Genomic DNA, 22,696 nt, shown 5'->3' on the forward strand with positions numbered 1-22,696 from the left:
TATTCGTTGCCTAACCGCGACCACATCACAAAGGTAAAAAGTGTGCTACCGCAAAAGCATAGAAAGGCGCACGCATCGTCGTACGCTATGCATCGTGTAGCCAGCCAGGGGAGAGGTAAACTCTTTATCGTTGCCAGTGGTTGAACCAACAAAGCGAGTTGGTTGTGTCATCATCAATTCCTATCAAGTCGCAACTCAAAATTGTGAGTTGGATGCTTTAACCGTCGACTAGTGTATCTAATTTGAATGTTTATGCAATAAAAATGTATAAATATTTTATTGGGTGGTTACGGCGACTACGCCACAAAAAATATAACTAATAATATATTTATTGTTGTTACAGTAAGTTGACAAGTTGCCCGTTAGAACTGAATATTTATACTCACTTCGACATACGGTGCATTAACAGTCTTCGTTATCGATGAACATTGCTTTTAATAATGCGCGGGGAAAACGCTAGCAGTAGCTTTTAACAGAACTCAGATGGGACGTTAATGGCTGTCGTCAGTGGGCTTAAGCATTGGTTGTTGGGATTAACTCGGAAAATAAAATGGGCAAACTTACCTTGGCGCTTGTTGCGCACGATCATAAAAAGCCTGAGCTACTTGCTTGGGTTAAGCAGCACATTGATGTGCTCAAACAGTGTAATTTAGTGGGAACAGGCACAACAGGCGGTTTAATTGCCAATGAAACGGGGCTAGAAGTTACGCGCTACAAAAGTGGCCCGCTTGGTGGCGACCAGCAGATAGGAGCACTCATCGCTGAGAACAAGCTAGATGCACTTTTCTTTTTCTGGGATCCGCTAAACCCAGCGCCTCACGACCCTGACGTTAAAGCGCTGCTACGACTGTGTTCGGTATGGAATGTACCAGTTGCCTGCACACCCGCCACAGCTGACCTAGTAATAACGTCGCCGCTTTTTCTGTCACCCGACTACAAGCCAGTTAAACCGAATTTTTAATATTGGTTAAATCAACGGCCTTGTAGTTTGGTGGGCAGAAGCTGGTCTTTAGGTTAATTGAAACCTCGTTGAACGAACTGGTAGGCAGCATCTGCTGCCTTGTTGGTTATTCCGGCGGTTATATCATCGGTCTGAATAGATGCGGTGGCATCACTCGCCTGCGTTTGTGGCGCACCTGAAATGTTAGCATTTACCTTACTGTCGATGCTTGGATTGCTAAAAACTGACGCGAGTAAAGACTGCCCCATAGACCACATATTGTTTGAGATGCTTTGTCCTGTCACATTCTCTACGGTCAAATCGATAGCGTTATACATTAATCCGCCTATTCCGCCATATAAAAAACTTCCCGCCAAGCTTGCTGCCGCGGCCGTGTGATTTGACGTGGTTGCTTCATAAATATCCGAAACTATGGGTAGGTGATTTGCAATATTTAACGCATCAAATCCGTCTTTAAGATCAAGCCCATCGTCTCCGAAAGCGCCGGAATACAAATTATCGAAGAGTGTTGGAGTAGTATCACTTTGATTATTGGCAGCCGCGTTGCTATCACCATTTCCCAGAACGCTAGTAGTAGCATTTACGGACGTATCATTGTTGGTAACTAGCGATTGAAATACATTGTTTTGCAATGCATTTAACAGCGTGCCTTGCATGGTGGCAATTGCATCATCCGATAAAACCCCATTGACGCTACTCGTACCAGAAAGCAAAGATAATGCGTCTTGAGCATCGCTTGCCGTATCGGTAAGTATATAAGGCTGTGTTGAGAGATTAGCTTCGCCTGATATTTTGCTGTCGAATGCATCAGCTTCATTCGGTTGATTCTCTATTGCGAGTAGCGATGCGAACAAAGACGGCAAAGACTGGCCGCTGGTTGCCGCTTCATTGGCTACTTCTGTTGAATTTGCCGATTTATTTTCAATGTCAGCAGTATGTAAACCAAATTTTGAAAGTAGTGCGCTGACGCCATTTTCAGCAGTGTTAGTTGTTGTGTTTTCTAAGGCCAAAACATCCCCTTACCCGCAGGCATATATTTGATTTGTAAAGGTTTTGCAAATAAGTTAAGCGAACGAGATTTCTTTTAATTTGTTCGTTTACACTTGCTCCTGTTAGGTCATGGATGGCACTTAATTTACACACTGCATAAAAACTAATACTGAGCAATGTCATGAAAGTTCGATGCCATATACACACACTAATCGCAATCTTTACACTTGGTGGTTGTGCCCAAACACTCACTGACGAAGAACAGGTTGTTCAAAGTAGCCCTACCAACCCAAATGTGTCGCAACGAGCTGTAAAGCCTGTTGAGGAAGAGCCGTCGCCTGGCGATCCCCGTTACTCACCCCCTAGGATGGAGCCAACGTCGACCTTGCATGTACCCACGGGGTCGCTATTTAATCCTGAGTACTCTGTAGGGCTTTATGAACGCCACGCAAGCTTCAAAGTGGGTGATATGATTCTAGTTAAGCTTGAAGAACAGACGCAGTCGGAGAAGTCGCTCGATTTTAATACAGACAAAAACACATCCTTTGATTTATCTCCCGTCACACTAAAAGTGGGGGGAATTCGAATTGACGAAGATGACGTTGAGGTGGAGCACGAACAGGACAGTGAGTTCGCCAGCTCTGCTAAAACTAAGCAGTCAAATTCGATGAGTGGCAGTATTACCGTGTATGTTACGGGAATAACGCCGGCAGGGAATTTACTGGTAACGGGTGAAAAGTGGATAACGATGAACAGAGGAAAAGAATACATTCGCTTTTCAGGAGAGGTCAGAAAAAAAGATGTGGATGAAAGTAATACCGTATTGTCTTCAAAAGTCGGCAACGCGTTAATTGAGTATAGCGGTACGGGTGAGCTGCAAGATAATCAGCAGCGAACGGTGATTGGCAAGCTGTTTTCAATATTTGGATAAGCGCGATGAAAGGCACTATTTTGCCAAGCTTACGCATCAGTCTTACTGCTTTGCTGGTACTACTTCCTTCTTTGGTTACTCAGCACGCATGGGCTCAATGGGTACAGGGTGAAGCTACAATGGCACTCGCTGGCGCAGAACTTAGCGACGTGAGAACCAGCGCCATACAAAATGCCATTGCTGACGCGGCTTTTCGCAGTGGCAGTACCATTTCCGCGCAGGATATCACGGTAGACGGGCTACTCCTTTCCAGCAAAGCCGAAATTCGTTCTCAGGGCAGAGTTCAAAGAGTAGAGATCATAAGCGAAACACTCAAAGACGACGCGCTTACAGTGGTGGTGAATGTAAACATTACGCCTCTGTTCAATTGCACTAACAACGGACTTGCCCATCGCATTTTAGTGACAGAATTTCCTTTAACATCACCCCAACAGGCCGCGACTGGCATGCTCTATTCATTTGGCAGTCACGTGTCTCAACGATTTGCTCAGCAACTCAACGGTCTTTATCAAAGTGGAGATGTAAGCCAGATTCCTGTTTCTCTTATTAACGCTAACACCTGGTTAACCTCCAGTCTGTCAGACATTGATTTAACGGCTATGTCGACCATTCTGCGAAGTGAATATGGGCAGCAGTTCGTGGTATTCGGGTTTGTAAAGGACATTTCTCTTTTCGAACAGGTGTCGCAGGCTACCTCGGTATTTGAAACTGATGGTGTCGCGCTTCGCCGGAATTTTACCGTTCAGGTTTACGTGCTCGACACTTTCAAAGCCAAGGTGATTTTTAATGATAGCTATCACAGCGAGGCCGATTGGCCCTTTTCTCAACATTATTCGGTGGATATGAGCAACAGTTTGTTGTGGCGCAGTGATTTTGGGCGCATGGTCCTCAACACGGTACACGCTGCTATTACTGACATTCACGCGGCACTTCAGTGCGAAACGACTTATGCGCAGGTCATTGATATCTCGCCTGACTACATTGCTATAGATCTGGGTAAAAATAGTGGGTTAGCCGTGGGCGATGAGTTTTCATTGGTTAAGCAACGGGCGCTGCCTGCATTGGGCTTATCAAGAAAGCAGGGACTGTTTTCAACGAAGACTTTGACTTTGCAGGTGTACGAAGTTTCTGATGACGTCAGTTTACTCAAAGCGGAGTCAGGTAGTGATAGCGTACATATTGGTGATTTTGTCACGCCTTTAACTCTCTCGGCGAAACGTAGTTTAAAAGAAAGTCAGCAGGTTGAAAGCCAGCCATAAAAAGGCTGGCCAGGGCCAGCACTTTTTACGGTGGGTTAGGGTGTTACTGAATACTAAGAACGCAGTAAGTCACGTAGCTTTCGACCTTCTTCGCGCTGCGCTTTTAACTCAGCTTGCTGTTCAGGCGTTAGTACTGCAAACATGGCCTGGCGCTGTTTGGCCTTTTCAACACCAGCACTGACAAGGTCGTCTTTGTACTGGTCAACAAGCGCATTCCAAGAGTCTTGTGAGAAAGACGAGCTTCTAATCAGGTCGCGCTGGGCTTCCTTGAAGCTTCGCAACGTTTCTCTATTCGCTTTGGATGTATCCTTGAATGATTCACGAAGTTCAGCAATATTTGTTAGCTGCTCATCGGTCAGGTCAATGCCTTTAAACGGCGTGTCATCCCGCTGGTGATCTCTGTCGCCTCTTTCACCTTTACCGTGACCACGGAATTTTTTGCCTTTGCCTTCATCATCCATACGTTTTGCAAATTGTGACTTTTGCTCGTCAGACGCGTTGCGTCGCTTATCGCCTCTCGCCGCTCTTTTTTGATCTCTACTTTCTTCGCGTGCCAAGACTTTCGCTTGCTGCTCTTCACTTAGCACGTTAAAAATACTGTGGCGTAGTTGCGCAAGCGCAAAGTGTTTCGACTCACGCTCTTCAAGCTGAGTTTGTATAAAGGTGCTGATTTGTGCCTCAGAAGCAGTTTCAAAATCGAAACTTGGCTTTTCACTATCGTGATTTTCAGGTCGAGGGTTAGCGTCTTTAAATGCGCTTATGAGTGTTTTTATCTCTTCGCGTTGTGCGTCACTTAAGCTTAAACCGCGAAGGTGTTTAACAATTTCTTTAACCGGTTCGTGGTGACGCATACCAGGGCCTGCTGGCTGAGCCAACGCAAGTCCACCTAAGCTAATCGCCGCTACAGTTGCACTAGCAATTAATAACTTTTTCATTGTCGTCTCCTTTTTGTTCGGACACGTTAATCCTAGCGTGATAAATACAAAAAGCAGTCAACACACTGTAAAGCTTCTGTAAAGGTGATGCCGTTTTGTAATTGTAAAGGTCTGAAAAGATATAGTATGCGTTTGTCAGTGTTTTTCGTTTAATTTAGACAAGACTCACCACAAGCGCAGGTTGAAGTTTATAAAAATTACAGGCACTTTCATGAATCAAAGGTCAGCAGTTCCAACCGTTAAAGAGTTTAATACCATGAGTTCAGATTTTCATTTGCAGTCTATCCTTGTTATTGATGATGACCTTGAGCTAACTGAAATGCTCTCCACGTACCTGTCGAGTATGGGTTATCAAGTGCAAGTGCGTAACGACGGCGAAGAAGGGTTATCTGAAGCTGTGTCTGGACGACATTACGATCTTATTTTATTGGATGTGATGATGCCAAAGATGGATGGCTTCGATGTGTTGAAAAAACTTCGTGTCAGCCATAGCACGCCTGTACTTATGTTGACAGCAAGAGGCGATGATTACGACCGCATTTTAGGTCTGGAAATGGGCGCCGATGATTATTTACCGAAACCGTTTAACCATCGAGAGCTGGTGGCACGAATAAAAGCGATTGTGCGTCGTCATAATCTTTCCTCAACGGGAGGAGCGGTTGAACAAGATTTATTTGTGAATGGCATCTTTTTAAGCCCAAGTAGCCAGCTCGCTAAAGTAGACGATGTGGAATTAACGCTAACCACAACTGAATTTTTAATTTTGCGTTTACTAATGCTAAATGCCGCTCAGCGGGTAACGAAAGAAGAAATAAGCTTAAAGATACTCGGCAAGCCACTGCAAGCTTTTGACAGAAGCATTGATATGCATGTTAGCAACCTGCGAAAGAAAATCAGTGCAGTAGCCGTAGATGAAAAAATCAAAACCATCCGCGGAGTAGGGTACATGTTAATTGTTGGAAGCCATTAATGGTAAAACTGTTACGCAGCATCAGCCCAACGCGGGCCATCATGGGCCGCTTGTTTCTGTGGTTTTGGGCAACGTTCATTGTTACATCGCTTTTGGCAATTTGGGGAAGTCGCCTCTTTTTTGAAGACCTTCAAGTTGTGCAAATAAAGCCTCGCGAAGTAGAAGATTTAAATCAAGCCATTGAGCGGATGCAGCGTGGGCGCTTTCAGGACCTACCGTTACATGAGACGCTAGATCGCAATTCACGTGGCGTGAGAGGTCGACTGGTTGCGGTAGATATTCGCGACAACCGCCTTATTTCAGGTGGAGGCCCTCCGCTTCGTGACAACGATAAAGAAGATTTACTGCGTTTGGTAAATCAAACCTCCCCGATTGCAGTAAAGCGCGGCGCATTCAAAATTCTCGGCCCGGTTTTCTTCGAGCGAGACAATTCACGCTTTGCGCTTTTTGCAGTAAAGCTTGATATGCCCGAAAAGCAAACTCCTCCGGTTCTGCTGTTTTTGGCGATTGCACTTATTACTACCACGCTTTTGAGCTGGCTATTCGCCAAAACGCTGACCAACCCTATTTTGCACATTCAGGGGTCAGCAAAACGTTTAGCAAGCGGCGACTGGCAAACGCGGGTGGGCAAGGCTGCCAAGCGTCAGGATGAGTTAGGTCAGTTGGCGCGCGATTTCAATAAAATGGCTGAACAGCTCGAATCAATGTGGGGCGCACAGAAGCGATTATTGGCTGATGTGTCTCACGAACTTCGTTCACCCCTAGCGCGACTGCAAATGGCGCTAGGTCTTGCTCATCAGCAAAATGTAGACCCTGCCACGTTATCTCGTGTTGAGCGGGAGGCTGATCGTATGGAAGCGCTGGTAAGCCAATTACTTACTCTTAGTCGTGCTGAAGCTGGCGAAGCTAACATGCAAAAACACGCTTTGTCTTTAGTGCTCAACGATGTGCTGACCGACGCTAACTTTGAAGTGGCAAACAAAAACAAGCAGTTAGAAATTGACGATATACCCAAAAAGACGGTAGTCATTGACAGCATGATGTTTTGTCGCGCCGTCGAGAATGTTCTTCGCAATGCCATACGTCATAGCAAACTCGTCACGCATATTACGTTTAGCGAAGATGCGCAGCATTGGTGTATTCACATTACAGATGACGGCGACGGGTTAACCATTGAGGAATGTGAGCGTATATTTTCACCGTTTTACAGGGCAACTCTTGCCAGAGAGCGCGAGTCAGGAGGCGTAGGCTTGGGCTTATCCATTGCAAAAGCGGCAGTTGAGTTGCATCATGGACGCATAATCGCTGAACCTGCTGAGCGCGGTGGGCTACGAGTTACTATGTCATTTCCCAAGTTATGATTGGGAACGTAGATAGCACTCCGTAGCCTAACAAAGAGCGCAATTTGACTGTAATAGGGTATTTATGAACTGGACGTTCACGTCTGAAAATAACTTAGCCAGCACTTTTGCCACGTATATCAATCCCTTCTGGCAAAACAGTGTTACTCAGGGCCACTTCCTTGGGAAAGACAATATCAAGGTACGCTTTGCGCACTGTATCCCAGAATCGCCGCGAGCTACCATTGTAATATGCTCTGGTCGAATCGAATCTTATTTAAAGTACAAAGAGTTCATTTACGATCTCTATCAAAATGGTTTCGCCGTATTCATCTTAGATCACAGAGGCCAAGGTTTGTCAGACAGGATGACCCGTGACCCTCAGCATGGTTATGTTGCCGATTTTGACGACTACGTTGATGACTTCGTTATGTTCGTAGAAACTATTGTAAAGCCACTGCAGCAAGGCCCGTTACAGCTGGTATGCCATTCGATGGGGGGCGCCATTGGTGCACTCACGCTGCTGCGTCTTCCGAATTTGTTTTCAAAAGCCGTTTTAGCTTCACCCATGTTTGGCATTAAACCGGCTCTGCCCAATTGGTTGGCGAATGGCTTAATTCGCACAGGCCTTGCGGTAAACAGGATGAAAAAGAAAGATGCGGGGTACTTTTTTGGTCAAACCCCGTATATCGCGTTTCCTTTTTCACTTAATAAGCTCACCCACAGCAAAACCCGCTATGCCCTATTTCGTGAACTGTATGACGAAGAGCAGGATATTCAGCTTGGTGGCGTGACTACAGAGTGGTTGGCCGCGGCACATCAGGCTATGAACAAAATTGAAAGTAGCGCACGCGCTATTACAACGCCCTCGCTTGTATTAAGTGCAGACGATGACGCGATTATTGATAATAACCGTCAGCGCCGCGTGGCGCAGCTTATGCCAAATGCAAAACTTGAAATAGTGCCCCGCGCTTACCATGAGCTATTCACCGAGTCTGACGACATTCGCGAGCGCTCTGTGGCGCGTATTCTCGACTTTTTGACAGAAGACCCGTCTACATAAGTGCAGCCGCAGCTAACATTTAGTTAGGTAATCATACTTAAGAGCAGCGCTTTCTATTTCACATGTAATAAAAGTGTGTGCAAGGGTGATGAAGAATGGCGTTTCGGTATAAAATAAACGAGTTGTTAACTGTGAAGGTAATTTAAAAAAGCATGCTCGATATCGTACTCTATCAGCCAGAGATCCCGCCAAATACGGGAAACATCATCCGCTTATGCGCAAACAGTGGCTTTACGTTGCACTTAATCGAGCCCTTGGGTTTTGAATGGGACGATAAACGCGTTCGACGCGCAGGTTTAGATTATCACGAGTTTGCTCACGTAAAGCGCCACGCCAATTTAGACGCTTACCTGAATGATGCTAAGCCAAAACGGGTATTCGCTTGCACAACGAAAGGCAAAGCATTTCACAGCGATGTGTCTTATCAAAAAGGCGATGCGTTAATTTTCGGACCGGAAACCCGAGGTTTACCAGACGACTATATTCAATCGCTTCCCCCAGAGCAGCGTGTTCGCATCCCTATGTTGCCAGACAGTCGTAGTATGAACTTGTCTAATGCAGTATCGGTATTTGTGTATGAAAGCTGGCGTCAGTTTGGTTACGAGGGTGCTCGTTAGTACTTTCTTTAACGCTTACTGTTTTGCTAAAAACTCTTTTAACCATTTAAATCAAAAGCTTATTCAGCCTTTAAAAATGTCTGTAAAGATAGCGTAAATGTAAAGATTGTCTCTCGTGGCGAATCTTTACATTCGCTATATTGCATTCAGTTTTTTTTATGGATCGAATGCTTTGAAACTCCCTCTACCCATTAAAGTACTGCTCATTGCAATTATTGTGTTTGTGCCTGCTTATGCTGTTTATGCATGGCTATACTCACCTCAGACAAATACCGAATATCTCTTTCAAGATGCAAAGATACGAGACATCGAATTAAATTTGGTGTCTACAGGTCAGCTTGAGCCCAAGCGCTACGTAGAGGTAGGCGCGCAGGTTTCAGGTCAGGTAGACAATATTCACGTAGAAGAGGGGGATATTGTTAAAGAAGGCGATTTGCTGGTAGAGATCGATGCCCGTGTATTTGAAACACAAGTACAGAACTCTCAAGCGGCGCTGGACAGCAAAAAAGCACAGCTGGCTCAGCTGCGGGCAGAGCGAGAACTTGCCGAAGTGAGAGCGCAACGCAATCAAAATTTGTTTAAGCAAAATGCAGTCAGCCAAGATGTAGTCGTAAGCAGCGATACAAACCTTAAAGTTATCGATACCAAGATCACGGCGAGCATCGCACAGATTAAAGCCGACGAAGCCTCGCTGGAAGGGGATATTACTAAGCTCGGGTTTGCAAAGATATTCGCGCCAATATCCGGAACTGTAGCCACCTTACCGGTGCGTGAGGGGCAAACCTTGAATGCTAATCAAAACGCCCCCGTGTTGCTTCAAATTTCCGATTTATCAGTAATGACCCTACGCGCAGAAGTGTCTGAAGCCGATGTGCAGAAAATAAAGCGCGGCATGCCAGTCTATTTCTCTACCTTGGGTGATAACAAAACCTTCTACCACTCTACCGTTCGTCAAGTGCTACCTACACCCACCGTACTCAACGACGTGGTGCTATACCAAGTGCTAATCGATGTTGAGAATCCTGATCGCACGTTAATGGACGCCATGACTACCCAAGTGTTCTTTGTGCAAGAGCAGGTGAAAGGCGCGCTTTCTGTGCCGTTAGCGGCAGTAAAAGGACGAGCTCGCAATCAATTCGTGATGCTTAAACAGGGCGATGAGGTGGTTCGCACGCCAGTAAAAGTAGGCATAAAAAATAGAACCCATATTCAAATTATAGAAGGCCTATCAGAAGGTGATGAAGTGGTTGTGGGTCTAGCAGACGGCACCGCAATGCCGGCCGCGGGCATGCGCAGAGTTCCGGGTGGGCAGCCGCCATCAGGCCCACCGCGCCGCCGTGACGGATTCTAATATGTCGTTAATACAGCTTAATGGCGTATCACGTCGCTACAAAACAGAAGGGTTTGAAGTCACCGCATTGGATAACGTTTCGTTATCAATCGATAAGGGGGAATTTGTCGCCATAATGGGGCAGTCGGGGTCGGGTAAGTCGACCTTGATGAATATCCTAGGGTGTTTAGACACCCCTTCAGAAGGGGAGTACCGTATTCACGGGCAGTCAGTGTCTTCGTTAAACCCAGACCAGCTTTCAGCTCTTCGCTTGAAAACGTTCGGGTTTGTTTTCCAACGCTATCAGCTACTGTCGTCGCTAAATGCGACTGAAAACGTGGCACTGCCAGCAATATACAGCGGTACGTCTAGCGAAGATCGCACTCAAAAAGCGCAACAGCTGCTTGATAAACTTGGCCTTTCAAGCAGAAAAGAGCACAAACCCGGAGAGCTTTCAGGTGGCCAACAACAGCGTGTCTCGGTAGCGCGAGCCTTAATTAATGGTGCAGAAGTAATACTAGCCGACGAACCCACCGGGGCGCTTGACTCGGCCAGCGGAGAGCAGTTACTGGCATTGCTTCGAGAGCTTCACGCAGAAGGGGTGACTATTATTCTTATCACCCACGATAGTGCGGTCGCTGAACATGCCGACAGGCAAATACACTTGCTCGATGGGAAAATTGTAACTGATACCAAAAGCGCTCCACGTAGCCAAGGTGAATCAGTTGAGAAGAATGCGGCTTCAGTGCAGCACGCACATGCTCAAGAGCGCAATTCAGAGCCGGCAATTAAACCTTTTCCAAGTATCTCACTTTTTTCAGCCCTATCTATGGCGTTCACTGCCCTTAGAATGAATTGGTTTAGAACCTTGCTCACACTCTTGGGGATTATTATTGGTGTAGCGGCAGTGGTGACCATGATGGCCATCGGTGAGGGAGGTAAACAGCAGGTACTAGAGCGCATTGAAACCATTGGCACGAACCTGATTTCGATTAGGCCGGGTGGGCGAAACATGCGCTCATCCGGTGATATTGCATCGCTGACATTAGCTGATGCCACTGCATTGAAAAGTGTTCCGGGTGTGGCTTATGTCGCGCCGGAAAGAAGTGCAAGGGCAACCATCCGATACAGCGAAAATGATTTTTCAGGACGTATTACAGGCACGACGCCTGACTACTTTCATGCCAAAGACTGGGAAATGGCGCAGGGCGTGTTTTTCAGTGATGAAGACGTAACAAATTATGCGCCTGTGGTGGTAATTGGAGATACGGTAGCTGAGACCCTGTTTGAAGATAAATATCGGGCAGTAGGCGAGTACATCTTGATGCAAAATGCCTTTTATCAGGTCGTAGGTGTACTTCATTCTAAGGGCGCCAGTGCAGGTGGTAACGATATGGATGACGAAGTGCTCATTCCGGTTACAACTGGTCGTTTGAAGGTATTTGGTCGGGATTACTTAAGCAGCATTACCATAAAGGCAGAAAGTACCGAAGTAGCCACTCAGGTAAAAGACGATGTGCTGGCACTGTTGGTAGAACGTCACGGACAAGAAGACGTGATGGTGCGTACCACAGAGTCACTGGTAGAGGCGGTCACGGAAACGCAAGACACGTTAACTTGGCTCTTGGCGTCTGTTGCTGCCATATCTTTGTTTGTTGGCGGTATCGGTGTAATGAATATCATGCTGGTCAACGTATCTGAGCGTAAGAGGGAGATTGGACTACGCATCGCCACAGGCGCAAAACCTCGCGATATCTTGCGCCAGTTCAATATCGAGGCATGGGTAGTGTGTATCTTGGGTGGTATATTCGGCATTCTTCTGGGCTATTTTGTTGTCCTTATCGTTGCTTCATTCAGTGTGCCTGTCGCCTACACGCTAATGCCGCCCGTTTTGGCTTTTGTCACATCTCTCGCTGTAGGGCTCATTTTTGGTTATGCCCCTGCTCAAAAAGCATCAAAGCTTAATCCTATTGACGCGTTGGCAGAGGAGTAACGCCATGCATTCTTTTCGTTTTTCTGTGTCTCTTGCCGCTCGTTCATTACTGTGCGCGTTCTCTTGTATCGTGCTGACCGCAAGCTGCGCTTATTCACCTTCTACAACGTTGCCCGAAACTGACACGCAGGCGCTACAAAAAGCGAAGTCTGTGGACGCGACTAGTCAAATAACAACATCATGGTGGAAGGTGTTCGAGGTGGCTGAACTTGCGCCCGTAATGAAGACGCTTGAAAGCCAAAATTTAACCCTTAATCAAGCCGAGCAGAGGGTGAAACGAGCGCAATTTCTGTTAGCACAAGTTAACGCAGGTGACGTTCCGACTATAACGGCGAGGACATCTGGACGCAGTGGAAGAGACCTAGATAGTGGCCGTTCAAGCCACTCTACCTCAGGTGGACTGGGGTTGAGTTATGACGCGGATATATGGGGCACACGCGACGCGCAGCAGCGCAGCCGTCAGTTAGGTATTGAAACTGCACAGTATCAGTTTACCGATGCGCTGTTAGACACTCAGGCGTTGTTTATAAATACCCTGCTTGAGCAGATTTCACTGCAGTCGCGGCTGTCTATTGCGATGCAAAACGTAGAGATTAGCGAAGCGCTGCTAAACCTAGTTCAAATTCGCTTTGAAGAGGGGGATACCTCAGGTATTGAGGTTTCCCAGCAGCGCAATACCTTGATCAGTGCTCAGTCGGAGGTGCTGCGACTGAGCAATAGTTTAACGCTTAATGAGCGGGCATTAGCGGTATTGTTAGGTAATGAATCTATGCAATTTAATACGCCTGAACAAAAAGCGCTGCTTTCCCTTTCGCTAACCGATTTTTCACTGCCCGAAGTGGCACCTGTATTAAGCGCTGAGGTATTGAAGCAGCGTCCAGATGTTCAGTTAGCTATAGCGCAATTTAAGCAGGCTGATTTAGCGTTTTACGAAGCATCAGTGGCAGGTCTTCCAGGCATGAGCTTAAGTGCAGATATTGGTGTGAGTGATCTTTTAGATTTAGCGCAAGGGTGGACCTTAGGCGCAGCAGTAAGCTCAGCAGCAACCCTGTTCGACGGGGGACGGTTAGAAGCTGCAGAGAAGGCGGCAAAAACGGATGTTGATTTGGCGATTTTACAGTATCAGCAGACGGTGCTTAGCGCGATAGAAGCGTTGTTAAATAGCCAAACTAACTTGGTATTCAATCAACAAAACTACCGCTACGCGTTAGCCTCGCTCGAGAACAATCAGCAGCTTTATCGTCTTGCGGATATTCGCTACAAAGCCGGTGACACTGACTTTCTGAATTTGCTTAATGCTCAACGTAGCTTTTTCTCGGCTAGGCAATCTGTAATCAGTAGCTATCAAGCCGTACTCTCTTCTGTCATTGCCACCTACAGAGAAAGCGCAGGCGCCGACATCACTTCGTCATAGCTTTTTAGATTTTCTCAAGCAGCAATACGAAAGCCCTGTGAACAGGGCTTTTTTGTGCGTTTTGTAAGGATTGGTATAAAGCCTGTCTGAGTCAGGTTTCGTTCAGCTTCACTCATTAATATAGCCTGTGAACATGCACGAATGAGTTAGGAGAAGCATTATGAAACGTATCACACTGAGTATTATCACCGGCGTTTGCTTAATGATTGCGGGGCAAGCAAGCGCCCATTCAGGTCATCATTCTCACTCGAATAGAGGGGCGAATGAAAGGGTCACTATTATTACGCAACCTGCTCGTCCGATTATTGACGTAGCCATAAGCGTTCCTGAAATTGGCCTGTACGTTAACGTCTTGCCAGGTGCGCATAGGGTAGAGGTTATCGACAATCATCGTTATTACGTTGCTAATAATCATTACTATCGCAAGCATGGGAATCGCTATTTGGTTGTCGATTCACCCTACAAAAAGTTGAAAAAAGTGAAACACCACAAGCGCAGTCACGCTAGATATCACGACAACACTAAAGTGATCGTGGTAAGAGAAGGCCGCTAAGTTCAGGTTGATAAGCTGGAAAAGATAGGAATAGTGGGGCGTTAAGAGGCTGATGGTTTTTGCTACTAAGCAAAAACCATCAAGTATTCACTAGGCTTCTTTTTTGAGGTCTCGACCAAGCAGAGCTAAGGCCGCCTCTTTAGGGGATTTTCCGTGATAAAGCACAGCATAAATTTGTTCACAAATAGGCATTTCTACGCCTACTTTCTTAGATAAAATGTGCACTTCTTCAGTGTTGCGATATCCCTCAACCACTTGTCCGATTTCGTCAATAGCAACATCGACACTCTTGCCTTGACCCAAAGCCAGCCCAAAGCGACGATTGCGCGATTGATTGTCGGTGCAAGTCAAAACTAAATCGCCAAGGCCTGCCATGCCCATGAAGGTCTCTGGGTTGGCTCCTAACTTCACGCCCAAACGGGTAAGCTCTGCTAAACCTCGGGTGATCAGCGCCGTTCGCGCGTTTGCACCAAAGCCAAGGCCATCGGCTAAGCCCGCGCCTATAGCGATAACGTTTTTAACCGCACCACCAAGCTGAACGCCAGTAAAGTCTGAGTTTTTGTATACTCTGAACGACTTTGCGCAATGCAGCTTTGCTGCAAATTCGTCACTCAGCGTATCGTCAGTGGAAGACAGCGAAATTGCAGTAGGTAAGCCTGCTACCATTTCTTTAGCAAAAGTAGGGCCTGATAACACGGCTAGGGGATAGTCGGTACCCAGTATTTCCTCTGCCACATCACGAAGCAGACGGCCCGTTTTTGGCTCAAGTCCTTTGGTCGCCCAAATAATGCGTTGATGCGGTTTAAGCAATGGCTTTAAGCTTTGAAGCATAGCCGCAAATGCATGGCTAGGTACAACCACTAAAATATCTTGGCTGGCGGCTACCACTTCTTCTAAGTTGGCATTTACCACTAGGGCATCTGGAAATGTTGCGCCTGGAAGATAACGAGCATTCTCTCGGTTCGCTTCCATTTCGGCAATGTGCTTTTCATCACGGCCCCAAAGCAGTGTGGGGTTGCCATTTCTGGCAAGACAAAAAGCAAGGGCGGTGCCGTAAGACCCCGCCCCTAATACTGAAACAGACTTTGAAACCGAATGCGACTTCATGTCCACGCCTTTCATGTTCACCTAATTAGGCGTCCATTTTTGGCGCTTCGCCCTGCGCTTGCTGTGCACGTTTTTGCACGTAAGCGGCAAAGATAGCGTCGAAGTTTACAGGCGCTAGGTTAAGTGGAGGGAATGTTCCACGGTTAACCAAGTTAGAAATGGTTTCACGCGCATATGGGAAAAGCATGTTCGGGCAGAACGAGCCCAGCGTGTGCGCTTTGTTTTGATCTGGCATTTCGCCAATAGCGAAGATACCTGCTTGTTGCACTTCACAAAGGAATGCTGTTTCTTCACCAAGTGTTGCCGTAACGGTAACTGAAAGTACAACTTCAAATACATTTTCTTCTAGCTTGTTAGTGCTAGTGTCGATGTCTAGTTTAATTTCAGGCTTCCACTCTTTAGTGAAAATAGCTGGCGCGTTTGGAGACTCAAAAGAAATGTCTTTTGTGTAGATACGCTGAATATTGAACTGAGCACTCTGTTGCGCTTGTGCGCCCGCTGCTTCGCCGTTATTTGTCTGATTTTCGTCAGCCATGGTATTTCCTATTTAATTGTCGTTTTAATTTAATGTAGTGCGTTGCTGTATGCGCTGACGCTTTACGCCAAACCCAACATTGGATTTAGTTTGCTTTGTGCTTCCAAAGCCATCATATCGTCACAGCCACCAACGTGCTGATCGTCAATGAAAATTTGCGGAACAGTCCAGCCGCCGTTTGCGCGTTCAATCATCTCGTCGCGCAGTTCAGGCTTAACATCTATTGGGTATTCAATAAATTCTACACCTTTTTGCGTTAGCAATGCTTTTGCACGGTGGCAGTAAGGACAGTGGCCCTTGGTGTAAAGTTCTACTTTGCTCATAAAGGTTACCTGTTATTTAGAAACGGGAAGGCTGGCACTTTGCCACGCGTTCATTCCGCCTTTTAATACACTCACATTCGCGAAGCCGTCTTTAAGCATCGCATTTGCTGTACCACGAGCCTGATTACCCATAGCGCATACTACGATAATGGGTTTGTCTTTACTGTTTTCAAGTTTCTTGAAGTTTTTCTCACGCAACTCTTCAGGTTTAATTTGTCTGGCACCCAAAATATGGCCAGCTTTAAACTCTTTCGCAGGGCGCGTATCTAGCACTATCGCATCGTCTTTATTCATCAAAACCGTTGCTTCGTGCGTGCTTAATTCTTTTACTGAAGATGTCCATGCACTGATATAGCTAAATATCAACATGGCAATCAGCGCAACCCAAATACCAGCAAGAATAAAGTTGTTGCTAGCAAATTCAATTAGTTGATCCATTACCTCTAACCCTGTCTACAGACCATGAAAAGAGTGCAAAGTATATAGAAAAATGGGCGAGAAACCAGCTTACCTTTCAGTATGATGAATGTCAGTCATAGCGGGTTTGCGCTAAATACTTTAGATGATTGATATTACGAACAAATTGCACTGGGCATATGGAGGAGCGTCAGATACACTGGAAAACGTTGTTAACAGCAACGATGAAACACATTAAGTCATCAATGAAAAAGTTAAGGTTCTAGGCGCACGTATGTCAGTACGATTATTTCTTTCAATCATTGGGTGCATAGTTGCCCTTGCAATTATGCCGATTGGAAGTAGTGCTATTGCACAAGAAGGCGGTGCGAATAGTCAAAAAGAAAAATTAGCTGAGTTACAGGCCGAATTGCGCGCTCGACAGCAAGTATTAGAGAACAATAGAGCCAGTGCACAGGAATTGGAAAATGTGCTGAAGGCCTCTGAACTCGAAATCGCTAAAGTGGCGAAAGCACTATCCAGCACCCGACAGTTACTCAAAAACATTGAGCAAGAACAAGCGAAGCTCGAAGAAGAACAAGAAGGGCTTAAAACGGCTATCCGTAAACAGCAGTCACTTTTATCGAGCCAGCTTAAAAGTGCATTTATGGCGGGGCATTACGACTACGCGAAAATGCTGTTTTACCAAGACGACGCGCGAACCTTCGAGCGTGTCATCACCTATTATCAATACGTGGCAAAAGCGCGCCAAAAAGAGATTGAGAGCTTTAGGGGAAATGTTGCTAGGCTTGAAGAAGTTAACGCAGAGCTTAGCGAAAAAGCCTTGTCACTTGCCGCTTTGAAAGATGAGCAAGAAGGTCAGCGAGCAGTACTTATAACCCGTCAGGATGATAGAAAAGCAACGCTTAAGAAAATAAACAAAACCATAGCCTCTGAAAACCAGCGTATTGCGTCGCTACAAGCTGATGAAAAAGCGCTGAAAGACGCTATTGAAGCGGCCCGGATTGCCGCAGAACGGGCTGCCCGTGAAGCCGAAGTGAGTATGGATGGACTTGCCAAATTAAAAGGTAAGCTGGCAGCGCCTGTAAAAGGCAGAATACGAAACTTATTCGGTAGTCGCCGCCAAGGGCAAGTGTCTTGGAAAGGCATTGTGATAGATGGTGCCGAGGGCGACCCTGTAAACAGCATTGCGCCTGGAAAAGTGTTGTACGCCGATTGGTTGCGCGGATTTGGTCTGGTCGCTATTGTCGATCATGGCGAAGGGTATATGAGTGTTTACGGTCACAACCAAGCGTTACTCAAGCAAGCTGGCGATGATGTCAGGCAAGGTGAACGCATAGCCCTTGTGGGCCGAAGTGGTGGTCAGGAATATCCTAACCTTTACTTTGAAATTCGTCATAAAGGCAAGGCACTAAATCCAAGCTCTTGGCTAGACTAGGCAGGTTAATTTTAGATTTTCAGAAACTAAGTTGAAACTGAATCAGTTGTTGGTATTCTAGAAAAAACACAGCATTGTGTAGTGTGCGCTTAATAATAATGATGAAAAACGGATGTGACTTAGATGCTTTTGCGTCTGCTAATGCCTTGTATAATCTTTGTTTTATGCGGGCTAACTAGCCTTCAAGTAAAAGCAAAGTCAGACATAATTATAATATTAGATGACCTGGGATACAGGCCGTCCGATGTCGCTGCTTTTTCTCTCCCTAAAGAAATTACCTTTTCTATACTTCCGCAAACGCCGCTGGCTTCTGAAATTGCGCTCCGCGCTGAGCAAGAAGGCAGGGCCGTTATGCTGCATATGCCTATGCAGGCGCAAAGTGGAAAGAACATGGGGCCCCTTGGGTTAACCACTGACATGTTCGCAGGTGCCATTACTTACAATTTGCGAAAGGCAATGAAGAGCGTGCCGAACGCGGTTGGTGTGAATAATCATATGGGAAGTGCGTTCACGGGGCAGCAAAAAGGAATGGAAGCGCTCTTAAAAGAGGTGAAGCGGCAAGGCTTATTTTTTGTGGATAGCCGAACCACGGTACTCACAAAAGGTGAAGAAATTGCGCAACGGTTAGGTGTGCCTAGCGCAAGCAGACAGGTGTTTCTGGACCATAAGCTTGAGCCTGCATTCTTACTTAAGCAGTTCAACCACATGAAACGTATTGCTAAAAAGAATGGTCACGTTGTGGTGATTGGTCATCCCCACCCAGAAACCGTCGATTTCTTGAAAACTCATATACCCTCACTTGAAAAAGAAGGTTTAACCCTTACCTCAGTAACCGACTATTTTTCACATGCGCCGAAAGTGGCCAAGCAGTTTGGTAAAGAGCGCGATCAAACGGCTTCGTTCAATAACGCCGATGTGAAGGATAGCGTAAGCATGACCGAAGAAAATGCTTTACACAGCAGTGGGCTAATGCACAGCTCCGCAGAAAAAGGCGTTGCTGAGCGCTTAGGCACAGCGCCAAACGAATAGCTTTTTTGCCCCATTTTATACGTAGTTAGTTCATTTTCATCTCGTTAAGATCAAAATTTAATGTGGGAACGTTTCTCATTTCTGTGAGTCTGTTATAATATAACGTCTCTGGCGAATAGTTCGCGAACTCATTTTTTCACGGTGGTAATTAGGGTAATGACTCCAATTGACGAGAATCCAACAAAACTAGACAAACTTGGCATCTGGGTGTCGAGCTTGTGTGCGTTGCATTGCCTCGCGCTACCTGTTTTGGTGCCTCTGCTGCCGCTGATCGGTTCTAGCTTTTTTGCACAAGTGTGGTTTGAGAGAACGATATTAACCTTTTCGTTAATTGTAGGTGCAGTTGCCTTGGTTAGCGGTGCAATTCGCTATCATGGCAAATACTACCCGCTTGCATTGCTGTTTACGGGTGGCGCTATTTATTGGCACAAAGATATTTTTGGGCATCACTACGAACCCTTTACCATCGCGATAGGTGCAGCGCTAATTGTAGCCGGCCACTGGGTGAATATGCGATTGTGTAGACAATGTAAGTGCTGCAAGAATACGGTGTTTTCAGACCACCTTTCAACTGAATTTAAGTAGTCAACTAAGCTGCAATTCAAGTAAAGCATTCCAAAAAAAACGAGCCAATGGCTCGTTTTTTTTATAGTGTGAGTCTGTATCAGATACGCGCTCTACAGACTTTTCGCACTGAAAAAGTAGGGTTTAATGCGACAACACACTAAGCGCTACATCGGGCACGTTAGTGAATATTCCCGTCACTCCCCACTCTTTAAGCATAAGCATGTCTCTCGGCTCATCTACGGTATAAACGAATACGTCAAATCCGTCTTGCTGTGCCGTTTGCACAAACTGCTTATCAACGGCGTCTAAAGCAATGTTTACGGAATAAGCGTTCAGAGCCCGGGCGCTTGCCGTACAGTCAAGCTCGTAGCTTGCAGATAAGGCGCCGATCTTCACTTCGGGCCACTTAAGCGCAATAGCTTGAAGCCAGTGATGGTTAAATGAAGAGATAAGTAGCTTGTCAGCATTAATACCGCTTTGCAGTACCGCCGCTTTAACGTCTTTAACCCAGCTGTCTACGTCGCGTAAGTGTTTTATCTCAATATTGCACCACTTGTCTTTTGGAACACAATTCAGTGTTTCGGTCAGGGTCGGTATGCGCTCTCCATCCCCAATGTCCATTTCTGTAAGGGATTGCCACGGTACGTCAAGTAAATAGCCGGATTCCCGTGCTCTGCGCGTAAGTGTTCTATCGTGAAAAACAATAATGCCGCTTTCGTGCTGATAGGTATCAAACTCAATGCCATCGGCACGTTGTTCGAAAGCCAGTTTAAATGCCTTTACTGTGTTTTCTGGGGCGGCTTTACTGGCACCTCGGTGAGCAAAAATGAGCATAGACATTTCTTCCTTAAAGATCACAACACGGCTTAATCATCTTTTGCATTATGCAACTTATGCGTGTTGAGTGTTTCATAAACTGATGCTGACGTAATAAGAATTCCACCTAACAACGCACTTAAACCAGGTTTTTCGTTAAGCAGAATAATAGCAAGGAAAACGCCATAAAGAGGCTGCATGCAGGCTATGAGCGAAAACGTTTTTGCCCTAAGGTGACGTAGGCTCGCAGCAATAAGTGCATGAGGAAGCGCAGTAAATACGGTACCTAAAAGCAATAGCATTAGCCAAGAACTGGCAGACGCTGAGGTTATTGCTGCACTGCCTACCGGCAACATTAGAATGCTGATAACCAAGGTCTGCCACGCCATGGCTTGCGCACCGCTGTAGTGCTTAAAGTGCTTACGATGAATAAGGTTTCTAAACGAATACAAGATGGCGGAAGCAATACCGATAAGAACGCCAAGGGTAATGTCATTTTCCAGTGATGTCTCTGGCACTATTAAATAAACGCCAACGACCACCGTAACGGTAGATACGATATCCTGCCAGACCAGCCTTACCCGCTCAAAGAAAGGCTCGATAAGTACCGTGATTACAGGAAAGGTAAAAAGGGCAATCATGCCAACAGACACCCCAGCATATTGCATGGCGGCAAAATAGGTGACCCAGTGCAGTGCCATAAGCACGCCTAAACCAAGGGCAACGCCGTAGTCTTTTTTTGAATTCAGCTTTATTTTGTTCTTCGCCAATTTCAAAAAGGCAAACAACGCTATGCAGGCAAATACTGAACGAACAAGAGTGATATCACTGGCGCTAAGTGGTACGAGCCGAGAGAAAAGGGCTGTACCACCAAGTAAAATTACCGTGAAATGAAGTGAGATCAGGCTTTTTTTAACAGCATCCATAAATTAGCTGTCAGCGCCCTCTGACGAAGCCTCGTTCTTTTCGTCACTGGCTGTTTCATCGCTAACGTGCGTATCTTTAGCCGTAGCCTGTGCGGTTGATTTAAGCGCCATAGGCTCACCAAGGCGTGTAACCATACCAGGGGCGAGGTCTTCAAAATCAATCATGTCTTTTTCGAAACACACCACAATGGTCGAACCTAGCTTAAAGCGGCCTAGCTCAGCACCTTTTTCAAGGAAAACTGCTGCTTCACTGTCTTTTTCATATGACCAGTGCTGAACATTTTTACCCGCAGGTGGCGTAACCGTGCCAGCCCAAACTGTCTCAATACTTGCCACTATGGTAGCGCCCACGAGCACCATCGCCATTTTGCCTACAGGCGTGTCGAACAGCGCGACAACGCGTTCATTTCGTGCAAACAGACCTGGAATATTTTGTGCTGTAAGAGGATTTACCGAAAAAAGTTCGCCCGGCACATACAACATATCAGTAAGCGTGCCCTCAACAGGCATGTGAATTCTGTGATAATCACGAGGGGCAAGGTAAATGGTAGCAAACTTACCATTTTTAAATGGCGCAGCTACATCAGGCTTGCCACCTAATAATGTAGTTAGGCTAAAGTCATGGCCTTTCGCCTGAAAAATACTGTCGCTATGGATATCGCCAAACTGACTTACCGTACCGTCAACAGCATGGATAAGTACGTCATCGTTTTCGTCAATGGTGCGGGCTTCAGGTTTAAGCGGGCGGGTGAAGAACTTATTAAAGCTTCTATAATGCTCTGGTTCCTCATGCAGCGCTTCTGACATATCAACGTTGTATTGCTTAATAAACGCCTTGATGAAAAATGTCGTAACACTACCCATTTCTGCTTCTGCAAGTTTGCCTACAAGGCGTGAAAGCAGGTGCTTTGGTGTAACGTATTGTAAATTAACTTTAAGCCAATCTAACACAAAATATCTCCGTTTCTTTTATGCAAGCAATAACGCATTGCATAGATAGCGTTATTGTATCGTAAGTCGTGGTATTAAGAGCAACTTTAGGGTTATGAGTGCTTACACAAAAGCATAAGCACGTGGTTCACACCAAAAGAATAAATCGCCGACTAAGAGACAGCTATTACACGTAAGCAGTGCGTGTACTTCTTCGGTCGCTCCAACGAGTTTAGCGCTCCAGTGAGGTTG

23 protein-coding genes are annotated in these 22,696 nt (G+C 46.0%); 14 read left to right on the top strand and 9 right to left on the bottom strand.

The features are described from left to right. Positions 1–550: 550 nt before the first annotated feature. Positions 551–961, top strand: coding sequence for a methylglyoxal synthase (locus tag BZA03_RS17325; RefSeq protein WP_014948054.1), 411 nt, complete (start codon positions 551–553; stop codon positions 959–961). 53 nt (positions 962–1,014) lie between these two features. On the opposite strand, the gene BZA03_RS17330 is transcribed toward BZA03_RS17325, so the two are convergent. Beyond that, on the bottom strand, positions 1,015–1,971 hold the full coding sequence (locus tag BZA03_RS17330) for a hypothetical protein (protein ID WP_110289425.1): 957 nt from the start codon (positions 1,969–1,971) through the stop codon (positions 1,015–1,017). A gap of 161 nt (positions 1,972–2,132) precedes the next feature. Here BZA03_RS17330 and BZA03_RS17335 point away from each other — a divergent pair, with 161 nt between their 5' ends. Beyond that, positions 2,133–2,882 (top strand): flagellar basal body L-ring protein FlgH, encoded by a 750-nt coding sequence (locus BZA03_RS17335; RefSeq protein WP_110289426.1) that lies wholly within the window; start codon positions 2,133–2,135, stop codon positions 2,880–2,882. A 5-nt stretch (positions 2,883–2,887) separates the two neighbouring features. Beyond that, on the top strand, positions 2,888–4,141 hold the full coding sequence (locus tag BZA03_RS17340) for a flagellar assembly protein T N-terminal domain-containing protein (protein ID WP_110289427.1): 1,254 nt from the start codon (positions 2,888–2,890) through the stop codon (positions 4,139–4,141). 53 nt (positions 4,142–4,194) lie between these two features. Here BZA03_RS17340 and BZA03_RS17345 read toward each other — a convergent pair whose 3' ends face one another. Further along, positions 4,195–5,076: a Spy/CpxP family protein refolding chaperone gene (locus BZA03_RS17345; RefSeq protein WP_110289428.1), complete on the bottom strand. Its 882-nt coding sequence runs from the start codon at positions 5,074–5,076 to the stop codon at positions 4,195–4,197. A 256-nt stretch (positions 5,077–5,332) separates the two neighbouring features. Between BZA03_RS17345 and BZA03_RS17350 the strand changes: the two genes are divergently transcribed. The 8 genes from BZA03_RS17350 to BZA03_RS17385 all read left to right on the top strand — a co-directional run bounded on the left by BZA03_RS17350 (position 5,333) and on the right by BZA03_RS17385 (position 14,356). Next, positions 5,333–6,046 carry a response regulator transcription factor gene (locus tag BZA03_RS17350; protein ID WP_039225152.1) on the top strand — a complete coding sequence of 238 codons (714 nt, stop codon included), beginning with the start codon at positions 5,333–5,335 and terminating at the stop codon, positions 6,044–6,046. After that, a complete protein-coding gene (locus tag BZA03_RS17355; RefSeq protein ID WP_110289429.1) occupies positions 6,046–7,407 on the top strand; it encodes an ATP-binding protein in 1,362 nt (453 codons plus the stop codon). Before BZA03_RS17350 ends, BZA03_RS17355 begins: the two co-directional genes overlap by 1 nt. Before the next feature lie 64 nt (positions 7,408–7,471). Then, entirely contained in the window at positions 7,472–8,449 is a 978-nt protein-coding gene (locus BZA03_RS17360; RefSeq protein WP_110289430.1) for an alpha/beta fold hydrolase, read from the top strand. Between the two features lie 152 nt (positions 8,450–8,601). Further along, positions 8,602–9,066: a tRNA (uridine(34)/cytosine(34)/5-carboxymethylaminomethyluridine(34)-2'-O)-methyltransferase TrmL gene (gene trmL / locus BZA03_RS17365; protein ID WP_039225063.1), complete on the top strand. Its 465-nt coding sequence runs from the start codon at positions 8,602–8,604 to the stop codon at positions 9,064–9,066. A gap of 172 nt (positions 9,067–9,238) precedes the next feature. Continuing rightward, positions 9,239–10,417: an efflux RND transporter periplasmic adaptor subunit gene (locus tag BZA03_RS17370; RefSeq protein WP_232362799.1), complete on the top strand. Its 1,179-nt coding sequence runs from the start codon at positions 9,239–9,241 to the stop codon at positions 10,415–10,417. A 1-nt stretch (position 10,418) separates the two neighbouring features. Next, the gene (locus tag BZA03_RS17375; protein WP_110289431.1) at positions 10,419–12,389 is read left to right on the top strand and encodes a MacB family efflux pump subunit; all 1,971 of its coding nucleotides are present in this window, start codon (positions 10,419–10,421) and stop codon (positions 12,387–12,389) included. Between the two features lie 4 nt (positions 12,390–12,393). Then, positions 12,394–13,803: a TolC family protein gene (locus tag BZA03_RS17380; protein WP_110289432.1), complete on the top strand. Its 1,410-nt coding sequence runs from the start codon at positions 12,394–12,396 to the stop codon at positions 13,801–13,803. Between the two features lie 160 nt (positions 13,804–13,963). Beyond that, positions 13,964–14,356 (top strand): NAD(FAD)-dependent dehydrogenase, encoded by a 393-nt coding sequence (locus BZA03_RS17385; RefSeq protein ID WP_110289433.1) that lies wholly within the window; start codon positions 13,964–13,966, stop codon positions 14,354–14,356. A gap of 90 nt (positions 14,357–14,446) precedes the next feature. Here the strand turns inward: BZA03_RS17385 and gpsA are convergent, their stop codons facing one another. The 4 genes from gpsA to BZA03_RS17405 form a co-directional block, all read right to left on the bottom strand. Then, positions 14,447–15,478: an NAD(P)H-dependent glycerol-3-phosphate dehydrogenase gene (gpsA, locus tag BZA03_RS17390; protein ID WP_110289434.1), complete on the bottom strand. Its 1,032-nt coding sequence runs from the start codon at positions 15,476–15,478 to the stop codon at positions 14,447–14,449. A 10-nt stretch (positions 15,479–15,488) separates the two neighbouring features. Beyond that, positions 15,489–15,998, bottom strand: coding sequence for a protein-export chaperone SecB (secB, locus tag BZA03_RS17395; protein WP_014948068.1), 510 nt, complete (start codon positions 15,996–15,998; stop codon positions 15,489–15,491). Between the two features lie 62 nt (positions 15,999–16,060). After that, a complete protein-coding gene (gene grxC, locus BZA03_RS17400) occupies positions 16,061–16,321 on the bottom strand; it encodes a glutaredoxin 3 (RefSeq protein ID WP_014948069.1) in 261 nt (86 codons plus the stop codon). 12 nt (positions 16,322–16,333) lie between these two features. After that, entirely contained in the window at positions 16,334–16,759 is a 426-nt protein-coding gene (locus tag BZA03_RS17405) for a rhodanese-like domain-containing protein (RefSeq protein WP_014948070.1), read from the bottom strand. Positions 16,760–17,012: 253 nt separating this feature from the next. Here BZA03_RS17405 and BZA03_RS17410 point away from each other — a divergent pair, with 253 nt between their 5' ends. From BZA03_RS17410 to BZA03_RS17420, 3 genes are all read left to right on the top strand, one after another. Further along, positions 17,013–18,176, top strand: coding sequence for a murein hydrolase activator EnvC (locus BZA03_RS17410; RefSeq protein ID WP_110289435.1), 1,164 nt, complete (start codon positions 17,013–17,015; stop codon positions 18,174–18,176). A gap of 123 nt (positions 18,177–18,299) precedes the next feature. Beyond that, positions 18,300–19,205: a divergent polysaccharide deacetylase family protein gene (locus BZA03_RS17415; RefSeq protein ID WP_110289436.1), complete on the top strand. Its 906-nt coding sequence runs from the start codon at positions 18,300–18,302 to the stop codon at positions 19,203–19,205. A gap of 156 nt (positions 19,206–19,361) precedes the next feature. Further along, entirely contained in the window at positions 19,362–19,790 is a 429-nt protein-coding gene (locus BZA03_RS17420) for a MerC domain-containing protein (RefSeq protein ID WP_014948073.1), read from the top strand. 123 nt (positions 19,791–19,913) lie between these two features. Here the strand turns inward: BZA03_RS17420 and BZA03_RS17425 are convergent, their stop codons facing one another. Genes BZA03_RS17425 through asd form a run of 3 tightly spaced genes read right to left on the bottom strand, consistent with a single transcriptional unit; the run spans position 19,914 to position 22,465 of the window. Next, positions 19,914–20,606, bottom strand: coding sequence for a glycerophosphodiester phosphodiesterase (locus BZA03_RS17425; protein ID WP_075177745.1), 693 nt, complete (start codon positions 20,604–20,606; stop codon positions 19,914–19,916). Between the two features lie 32 nt (positions 20,607–20,638). Next, a complete protein-coding gene (locus BZA03_RS17430) occupies positions 20,639–21,514 on the bottom strand; it encodes a DMT family transporter (RefSeq protein ID WP_110289437.1) in 876 nt (291 codons plus the stop codon). A gap of 3 nt (positions 21,515–21,517) precedes the next feature. Then, the gene (asd, locus tag BZA03_RS17435) at positions 21,518–22,465 is read right to left on the bottom strand and encodes an archaetidylserine decarboxylase (protein ID WP_110289438.1); all 948 of its coding nucleotides are present in this window, start codon (positions 22,463–22,465) and stop codon (positions 21,518–21,520) included. Positions 22,466–22,696: the final 231 nt, after the last annotated feature.

It is taken from the genome of Alteromonas sp. I10 (assembly GCF_003201515.1).
Classification (GTDB): Bacteria; Pseudomonadota; Gammaproteobacteria; order Enterobacterales; family Alteromonadaceae; genus Alteromonas; species Alteromonas macleodii.

What these genes read in the sequence shown, in the direction of transcription:
- BZA03_RS17340 (WP_110289427.1), top strand. Translation starts at nt 2,888, where the DNA reads ATGAAAGGCACTATTTTGCCAAGCTTACGCATCAGTCTTACTGCTTTG.
- BZA03_RS17360 (WP_110289430.1), top strand. Translation starts at nt 7,472, where the DNA reads ATGAACTGGACGTTCACGTCTGAAAATAACTTAGCCAGCACTTTTGCC.
- secB (WP_014948068.1), bottom strand. Translation starts at nt 15,998, where the DNA reads ATGGCTGACGAAAATCAGACAAATAACGGCGAAGCAGCGGGCGCACAA.
- grxC (WP_014948069.1), bottom strand. Translation starts at nt 16,321, where the DNA reads ATGAGCAAAGTAGAACTTTACACCAAGGGCCACTGTCCTTACTGCCAC.
- BZA03_RS17425 (WP_075177745.1), bottom strand. Translation starts at nt 20,606, where the DNA reads ATGCTCATTTTTGCTCACCGAGGTGCCAGTAAAGCCGCCCCAGAAAAC.
- BZA03_RS17385 (WP_110289433.1), top strand. Translation starts at nt 13,964, where the DNA reads ATGAAACGTATCACACTGAGTATTATCACCGGCGTTTGCTTAATGATT.
- BZA03_RS17335 (WP_110289426.1), top strand. Translation starts at nt 2,133, where the DNA reads ATGAAAGTTCGATGCCATATACACACACTAATCGCAATCTTTACACTT.
- BZA03_RS17410 (WP_110289435.1), top strand. Translation starts at nt 17,013, where the DNA reads ATGTCAGTACGATTATTTCTTTCAATCATTGGGTGCATAGTTGCCCTT.
- BZA03_RS17345 (WP_110289428.1), bottom strand. Translation starts at nt 5,076, where the DNA reads ATGAAAAAGTTATTAATTGCTAGTGCAACTGTAGCGGCGATTAGCTTA.
- gpsA (WP_110289434.1), bottom strand. Translation starts at nt 15,478, where the DNA reads ATGAAAGGCGTGGACATGAAGTCGCATTCGGTTTCAAAGTCTGTTTCA.
- BZA03_RS17380 (WP_110289432.1), top strand. Translation starts at nt 12,394, where the DNA reads ATGCATTCTTTTCGTTTTTCTGTGTCTCTTGCCGCTCGTTCATTACTG.
- BZA03_RS17350 (WP_039225152.1), top strand. Translation starts at nt 5,333, where the DNA reads ATGAGTTCAGATTTTCATTTGCAGTCTATCCTTGTTATTGATGATGAC.
- trmL (WP_039225063.1), top strand. Translation starts at nt 8,602, where the DNA reads ATGCTCGATATCGTACTCTATCAGCCAGAGATCCCGCCAAATACGGGA.
- BZA03_RS17415 (WP_110289436.1), top strand. Translation starts at nt 18,300, where the DNA reads ATGCTTTTGCGTCTGCTAATGCCTTGTATAATCTTTGTTTTATGCGGG.
- BZA03_RS17420 (WP_014948073.1), top strand. Translation starts at nt 19,362, where the DNA reads ATGACTCCAATTGACGAGAATCCAACAAAACTAGACAAACTTGGCATC.
- BZA03_RS17375 (WP_110289431.1), top strand. Translation starts at nt 10,419, where the DNA reads ATGTCGTTAATACAGCTTAATGGCGTATCACGTCGCTACAAAACAGAA.
- BZA03_RS17325 (WP_014948054.1), top strand. Translation starts at nt 551, where the DNA reads ATGGGCAAACTTACCTTGGCGCTTGTTGCGCACGATCATAAAAAGCCT.
- BZA03_RS17430 (WP_110289437.1), bottom strand. Translation starts at nt 21,514, where the DNA reads ATGGATGCTGTTAAAAAAAGCCTGATCTCACTTCATTTCACGGTAATT.
- BZA03_RS17355 (WP_110289429.1), top strand. Translation starts at nt 6,046, where the DNA reads ATGGTAAAACTGTTACGCAGCATCAGCCCAACGCGGGCCATCATGGGC.
- BZA03_RS17405 (WP_014948070.1), bottom strand. Translation starts at nt 16,759, where the DNA reads ATGGATCAACTAATTGAATTTGCTAGCAACAACTTTATTCTTGCTGGT.